Here is a 7535-nt window from a genome sequence, read left to right as displayed (position 1 = left end):
ACTAAAATTGAATTTGGCGATTTTTAGCTTAATTCAATTATTCTGCCCCGTTAGCCATCCATGTAGCGCAAAGACAGCGTTATATCACAGAGAATGAAAGATTATTACGTTTCTTTCACGGAAGTACAATAAGTTCAATAAAAAAAGTGAATCTTATTATAATGATAGGTAAGCCTTTGACGTTATCTCCGGCTTTTCCCCCACTTCACACCGTACGTGCGAGTTTCCCAGCATACGGCGTTCCCATTAATCCAATTCATTCAGATTTTATGTGTAGGCTAAGTTGCTACTTAAAGTCAGATTGTGGCGTTCAGACATTGCTTACGCAATTCATTTACTTTCAATAGTTGCTTTTCATCTAATTTCAATGCTTTGAGTAGCATTTGTATTTTCTCGAGGTCTTTTAAGTGGATTAGTCGGTGAATTGATTCATGGATAATCATTAAATTGGATTCCAACAAATCCAATTTATTCTTTCTATGTCTTAAGCAGACGAGTACTTTTCTTCTATTATTAAATTATTTCATTGTTACATTTCAGTCGTAAATGAAACAATAAGGCTCATTTAATTGATCAAATAAAAATCTCATACTTAGTTAGAAAGATTAACTCCATTTTGATTAATCTTTTTTCGAAATGGAGTGTTTTTGCGTTTGCTGATAAATAAAGGTTGAAGGAAAAAATTTTTTAATCAATCTTTATTCTAAAACTACACGTATATGATTAGCCAACAACTTTTCCACCTGTGATTTAAGAGCTTGATTTGCATAACGGAGTACTACATCATTACCTGCAGTGGCAACTTGCACGTCACTAAAGTATTCATCTACTGGTTCCCAACCTACTACTCGTATACGTTTTTGTGCAAGTTCTCGTTTGAGGTTAAAATATTCTTGTCTTAGATCCTTTAGCAATGAATCCATCATTGGAAGAAATACCGTTTTCATTTTAAACTGCTCTAATTTACAATAGTCAACCTGCAATGATTTAACTGCTAGCTCTAACAAAAGATACTTATGAAGTAACTGTCTTTCGTCGGCTTTAATCATAATAATCAGCATCCAGTTGGGCTGATTGAATACTTTGGATTGGAATACTTTTCGTTTTAAGTAGTGTTTCAAGTATGAGTTCATTAGTATTCATCGATTTAATTATTCCAGTCCATTGTGTGATTTTGTAGTCCTTCCACACTTCTAATTTTATGTCCAATTGCTGATTAAAAGCTTGATCAATTGTTTTTTGTAATTCTTCCAGTTCCCACTCAGTCAACTCTCTTCGCTGTTCTGTATGCTCTTGTTTGAACTCTCTAAGAAGCTCTAAATGCTCCGGCAACATCATCGATGCCCATTTAATATTACCCCTGTCTTGTATCATTAATAAATCACTCCTATGCCAAATGACCACCAACTAAGTGATCTCGATTAATAGCTGTACCAGCTTCTGTGAATGAAACTGCTCTTAATATTGAGGTAGCTCCAAACCTGTTACGTATTGCATCCATTGTAGGACCGATTATTTGACGCTGTGGCTTACGATCATCGAATAAATCTAATTGGATACTATGCTCTCTTTCCAGGTTGGATATTCGGACAGATAACTGCCGAGCTGGTTCACCTGCAAAATGTTTATCCAGTAATTCAATACAAGTTTTATACATTACCAGTGTTTCGCTTGTTGGTACTGCAATCGTTTTAGAACGATGGAATCCTTTGGTCATAGCGTTTCGACTATAAGAAAGACCAATACTAATTGTACGGCCAACATAACCTGCATCCCGCGTTCGCTTCATTACGTCCTCACACATTTCAAGGAGCACTACAGAGATTTCTTTTCGTGTGTGGTAATCCCTCATCAGCATTTGGCCCTTCCCAAAACTTAAAGCTCCATTTGTTATTAACGGCTCCCCTAATGTGGATAAATCGATTCCCCATGCATGGTAATAAAGTTGATTGCCCATTACACCAAAGCGCTTTTCTAATTCTTTTAGATCTGTATTAGCCAAACCACCGACTGTTTGTATCCCCATAGCATTTAGATTTGCTTCCATTCGTTTTCCTATGCCCCACATTTCAGAAAGGGGGCGAACTGGCCATAATTTTTTTGGAATATCTTCATACGTCCATTTAGCAAAGCCTGTTTTCTTTGCTTCAAGGTCTAAAGCTAATTTGGCTATTAACATATTTGGTCCCATGCCTACTGCACTAGGTATATTAAATTGGTCAAGAATAGCCCTTTGTATTTCCTTAGCCGCTTCTTCAGGTGAACCCCAAAGCTTTTCAGTACCGGATAGATCAACAAAACTTTCATCGACACTATAAATATGTATGCACTCTGGCGGCACATACTTTGAAATAAGACGAGTGATAGCCATCGACATTTCAATGAAGAAACTCATCTTCGGTTCAAAAAGTTTTATGTCTGGATGCTTGGGTATTTCAAAACGGCGATTTCCTGTTTTTATCTTGAATCGCTCCTTCATAGGTGGCGATGCAGCTAAGACAACGCTACCAGGTTGAGTGAAATTAGCTACGATTGCGATTGGGGTTGTCATGACGTCTAAACCTTCAAGCATTGCCATGCAACTAGCGTAAAAACTTTTCATATCAATACATATAATGGAACGTTCAGGGAGGTTTTCATACATTAAATGATCCCTCGCTCTTTATAAACAACTGAAACAATAACAAGAACATTATCGAGAATAAAAGTACGCTTTGCCTGTTTCTGGATACACCTTTTCGTGATGACTTCAGACTTTGAAATGTACACCATATTTACTAACTGATTGTGTTGCATCGCTTTTATTAACTTATCTTTCATTGTTTCCACTCTCCCTCCGCAAAGAAAAAGAACGTTAGTTCGTATATATTATACGCACAAACGTTCTTTTTTAGAAGTGGTAATTTTTAGATCAGTCTTTTTGATTGATCGAGAACTGATTTAAAGCCCTGTAATTCCCCAATATATCGGAAGTTTTTAATGACACTACAGTTCTAATTCTTTCTAATACAAATGGTATTGTAAATTTATCTGGGCTTAAGGAGTTATTCATTTCTTCCCAATACAACGGTGTGGCAATTAGTCCTTTATCATTACCCTGGGGCGAATACGGAGCTATGATTGTTTTCCCTTCACGGTTTTGTACATAATCTAGATATAATTTATTGTTCCTATTCTTTTTCAATCGTTCTGTTGTGAAGACTCCTGTTTCTTCATATGAAAATGTAACCGTCGGTAACGGGATGTAAATTTGCATTCCCTTCCCACCTAAAGTCTTTACAAAAGATTTCAACTTAATTTGATCAAAGAAGCTTTCAATTTTAGAGCAGCACTAACAGCTAAATGAAATTCAGCAACGGAAGGTGGATCTAAATCAAAAACAATCTCAGTTGGTTTCTCCGTATGAATCGATTGAAATGGAGTATGGAATTCTAGTGCAAGCTGATTACTTAACCAAAACAAAATTTCGATATTATGCACAAAATAAAATTAGTGTCTTCTACATATTTGGTTGTAACATACTCTATTATTTCACTGTCAAATAAATTTTGTCATACATTGCACGTAGCTTTTGCTTTTGAATTTTCCCTGTAGAGGTCATCGGGAACTCATCTACTAAAATAATTTCCTTTGGAACTTTAAAACCAGCTAAATTCGCCTTACAGTAAGCGTGAATCATTTCCTTCGTTACGCCATCTTTCACCTTCACAAAGGATGTGACTGCTTCAATCCATACAGGATGCGGAAGACCAACAACAACCGCATTTTCTACATGCTCACAATTCAACAGCACTTGCTCGATTTGAATAGAAGCTACGTTTTCTCCACCTGTTTTAATCATATCCTTCTTACGATCAACGAAAACAATAAGTCCATCATCATCCATATAACCTAAATCTCCTGTATGATGCCAGCCGAATTTTTGTACTTCCGCTGTGGCCTGTGGATTATTCAAATAACAGCTCATGACATTTGGACCCCGATGAACAATTTCACCTACCATATGCTTTCCTAGTATACGGCCCTCTTCATCCATAATCGCAGCATCATTAATGAGACTTGGCTCACCCCAGTAACTCCCTACCTTTGTGAGCTGATATTGTGGCTTAAACACAACCGTTGCGGGGTACATTTCTGTTTGTCCAGTACCTAGGAAAAATTCAGCATTCAATTGTTCAATTCCCATACGCAACGTCGTTTGATCCATCGGAGCCATCGCATATAAGCATTTATTTAAGGAAGATAAATCATATTTTGAGCGATTTGGATGCAAAATAAGGGCACGAAACATAATTGGTAATGCAAAAATAAACGTAATCTTCTCAGATTGAATCGTTTCAAAAAAGACGATTGGGTCGAACTTTTGCGATACGACAATTTTACCACCTACTAGTAAAAACGTTTGTAAAAATGCATGTTGTGCACAGTGAAAATAAGGCATAACCGCTATTATTCCATCATTAGCTTCTACCTTCATTTCTAATGCATTTGCCATACTAGACATATGCACAGCTATATGAGAAATACAAACACCTTTGGGATTACCTGTTGTACCACTTGTAAACATAATTTGAGCAATGTCACGGTCTTCAATATGAACATTAGGCTCATCCACAGAGGCAGAGCTATAGGCCTTTGTAAAACAAGATGCCCCATCTGAGTGTGGTGTCACAAGTTGTTCATAAGGACTCATAATGGATACATGCATCTTTAGTAACATAGCATCACCAATTACAAGACGTACATTGGCTTCTTGTAAAATATAATCGACTTCAGATGTTGTTAAGCCTGGGTTTATGGGAACCCATACCAAGCCGGCTTTTTGAATGCCATACATTGCAATTATATGCTCATATGAATTTAAGCACAGCGTTGCAACTTTATCTCCTTTTTCCAAGCCAAGATTTTCTGATAAATAATTTGCGACTTGATTTGTGTGCGTATACACAGCTTTATAAGTGTAGCGTTTGTCACCGTCAATAACCGCCTCTTTGTTTCCAAACTTACTCGCTGTTCGTCGTATTACATCACCAATTGCTACTCGATTGATAATCGAAATTTGTTCTTTCACCCTATCGCCTCCTTATGATCCTCTAAATTGTGGCTCCCTTTTTTCTGCAAATGCCGCAACACCTTCTTTTGCATCCGAACTTTCAAAAACCTCTTTAGCATACAAAATTTCTTTATGGAAGGCCTCTTCTATGGGTAAATTTAGTAATTCAATTACTGCTTTTTTTGTGTTTTGAATTGCTAGTGGACCATTCTGACAAATAATATCAGCATATCTTTCTACTTCATTCATTAACTCTTCTTTAGGGACTACTTTATTGATGAGACCAATTTTTTCAGCTTTCTCTGCTGTAAGTTGTTCCCCAGTCAACAATATTTCCATAGCTTGGCAATATGGTATTTGTCTAGCTAAACGAACAAGAGATCCCGCTGCAGCCATAATCGACCATTTTGGCTCTGGTAACCCAAATATTGCATCTTCACTTGCAATACGAATATCTGTAGCCTGTAAAATTTCAGTCCCCCCAGCTAAACAATAACCGTTTACTGCTGCAATGATTGGTTTCCAGATTGGCACGTTTTTTAGAACAGCATCGTTTAACAACCCGAAATCTAGTTGCCCATCAGATATAAGCGGAATAGTCTTTTTTAAATCCGCCCCAGAGCAAAAAGCCTTGTCCCCTGCACCTGTTAAAATTATGACTCTTATATTATCGTCTGTTTGAGCCTCTTTGAAGTATTCTGCAAGTAATTGAAAACCCTCTGGTGTCATTGAATTCATCGCTTCAGGTCGGTTAAACGTAATATATGCTTTAACACCTTTTTTCTCAAATAAGACAGGTTTCATCAATACTCTTCCCCCACTTCATTCAGTGATTTTTTTCGGCGATCCCAAGTATTTATACTTACGTCACTATTTTCTTTTTTCAAAATCGACTTTTGAATCTTTTGTGTTTCGGTTTTAGGTAAACTATCTCGAAATTCGATGTACCGCGGGATTTTATATTTAGCCATCGTAGTCTCACACCACTGGATGATTTTTTCCGGTTTTATTTGTACTCCCGGATTAGTGACGATAAAAACTTTAATTTCTTCACCACGATCGTCATCAGGAATAGGAATTGCGGCTACTTCCCAAATATCAGGATGCGATAATAATACCTGTTCTATTTCAGCCGAAGATATGTTTTCCCCATTACATCGGATGATATCTTTTTTTCTGTCTAGAAAATACAAATATCCATCCGAATCCATATATCCTATATCACCTGAATACATCCAACCATTTCGATAAGCCTTTTGAGTTTCTTCTGTATTATTCCAGTACCCAAGTGTCAGTGATGGACCCGTGAAAATGATTTCTCCTGACTTAAGTGGCAATTGAGGGGTACCTAATTCATCCACAATCATGACCTTGTGGTTTTCAAACGTTTTTCCACAGGATCCAATTTTGCGATTTCCAACTCGGTTAATTGTTCCAGCGCCTTCTGTCATGCCGAACAACTCAATCATTTCCAAACCCCATCTAGTTTCATATTCTTCTATCTTTTTAGGGTTCGCCTGTGCTCCTACCGCTAAACGTAGTGTGTTATGCTTTTCCTCTTCAGAGACTGTCAATTTTGATAATAATGGTAAAATAGATCCTAAATAAAAGAAAACGGTTGCTTTAAATTTATCTATCTCTTGCCAAAATAAGTTCGGTTGAAATTTATCTAAAAGAACAATACTCGAACCTGAAACGAGGGATGCAGTTACAGTAAGTATTTGAGCGTTCATGTGAAAGAGAGGTAAGTAGGTTAACAGGCGATCAGTTTCTTTAAACTTCACTGCCTCAACTGCGGATTTTGCCAAATGAAAGTAGTATCTATGTGGGCACATAACCCCTTTCGGATTACCTGTAGTGCCTGATGTATATAAAATTGAGGACAAATTATTTTCGTCAGGTATTTCACAATCCAAATAACTCGTTTTTTCTAATAAACTCTCCATAGAAATCCAGCCATTTTGAGATGCACCTGTAGTAATAGTAAATATTATCGACTGACATTCTGATACCGCTGGATTTAATACTTCTTTTATAGCATCACCCTCACCAATTAATCCTACAACTTCACTATCATTCAAGATAAAAGAAACTTCCTTTTTTTGTAATGAAGTATTGATAGGGACCATAATTGCGCCTATTCGATTTAAGGCAAACCAAGTATATAAAAACTCCGGTTTATTTCGAAGATACAAAGCCACCCTATCTCCTTTAGTAATACCTATAGAATAAAGTGAATACGTTAAAGCGTTCACACGTTCATACAAATCTTTATAGGTCAAAGTCTCGCTACTCGTAAATAAATACTCTTTATTTGGTGTATGACTAGCATGATAATCTAATAATTGATTTATTTGATGCAATTTTTCAACCTCCTTTTTCTTTCTCCTTTACAAATAGAGCCATTGAATATCCTTACGAAATGTAAATATTCCCTTTGCTAAAAATTAAATCTCCATATACTCATTTGGAATAACTATAA

The 7535-nt window shown here is 36.6% G+C and carries 7 protein-coding genes and 1 pseudogene; all 8 read right to left on the bottom strand.

The genetic code is table 11. From position 1 onward, the window contains the following. Window positions 1-698 precede the first annotated feature (698 nt). Window positions 699-1049, bottom strand: coding sequence for a YhjD family protein (locus QRN68_RS25520; RefSeq protein WP_285400154.1), 351 nt, complete (start codon window positions 1047-1049; stop codon window positions 699-701). Further along, window positions 1042-1374 carry a YolD-like family protein gene (locus QRN68_RS25515; RefSeq protein WP_285400152.1) on the bottom strand — a complete coding sequence of 111 codons (333 nt, stop codon included), beginning with the start codon at window positions 1372-1374 and terminating at the stop codon, window positions 1042-1044. The genes QRN68_RS25520 and QRN68_RS25515 overlap by 8 nt, the downstream gene beginning before the upstream one ends. A 13-nt stretch (window positions 1375-1387) precedes the next feature. After that, entirely contained in the window at window positions 1388-2644 is a 1257-nt protein-coding gene (locus QRN68_RS25510; protein ID WP_285400150.1) for a Y-family DNA polymerase, read from the bottom strand. Beyond that, a complete protein-coding gene (locus QRN68_RS25505) occupies window positions 2644-2820 on the bottom strand; it encodes a transcriptional regulator (protein ID WP_285400149.1) in 177 nt (58 codons plus the stop codon). Before QRN68_RS25505 ends, QRN68_RS25510 begins: the two co-directional genes overlap by 1 nt. A 91-nt stretch (window positions 2821-2911) precedes the next feature. Next, window positions 2912-3480 (bottom strand): annotated as a pseudogene (gene ligD / locus QRN68_RS26995) (non-homologous end-joining DNA ligase LigD). Between the two features lie 46 nt (window positions 3481-3526). Next, window positions 3527-5071, bottom strand: coding sequence for a class I adenylate-forming enzyme family protein (locus QRN68_RS25490; protein ID WP_285400145.1), 1545 nt, complete (start codon window positions 5069-5071; stop codon window positions 3527-3529). Between the two features lie 12 nt (window positions 5072-5083). Further along, window positions 5084-5857 carry an enoyl-CoA hydratase/isomerase family protein gene (locus QRN68_RS25485; protein ID WP_285400158.1) on the bottom strand — a complete coding sequence of 258 codons (774 nt, stop codon included), beginning with the start codon at window positions 5855-5857 and terminating at the stop codon, window positions 5084-5086. Then, window positions 5857-7416, bottom strand: coding sequence for an AMP-binding protein (locus QRN68_RS25480; protein WP_285400143.1), 1560 nt, complete (start codon window positions 7414-7416; stop codon window positions 5857-5859). The genes QRN68_RS25485 and QRN68_RS25480 overlap by 1 nt, the downstream gene beginning before the upstream one ends. Between the last annotated feature and the right edge of the window lie 119 nt (window positions 7417-7535).

Source organism: Lysinibacillus sp. fls2-241-R2A-57 (assembly GCF_030209535.1).
Taxonomy (GTDB): domain Bacteria; phylum Bacillota; class Bacilli; order Bacillales_A; family Planococcaceae; genus Lysinibacillus.
This window is presented reverse-complemented; position numbering and strand designations above follow the sequence as displayed.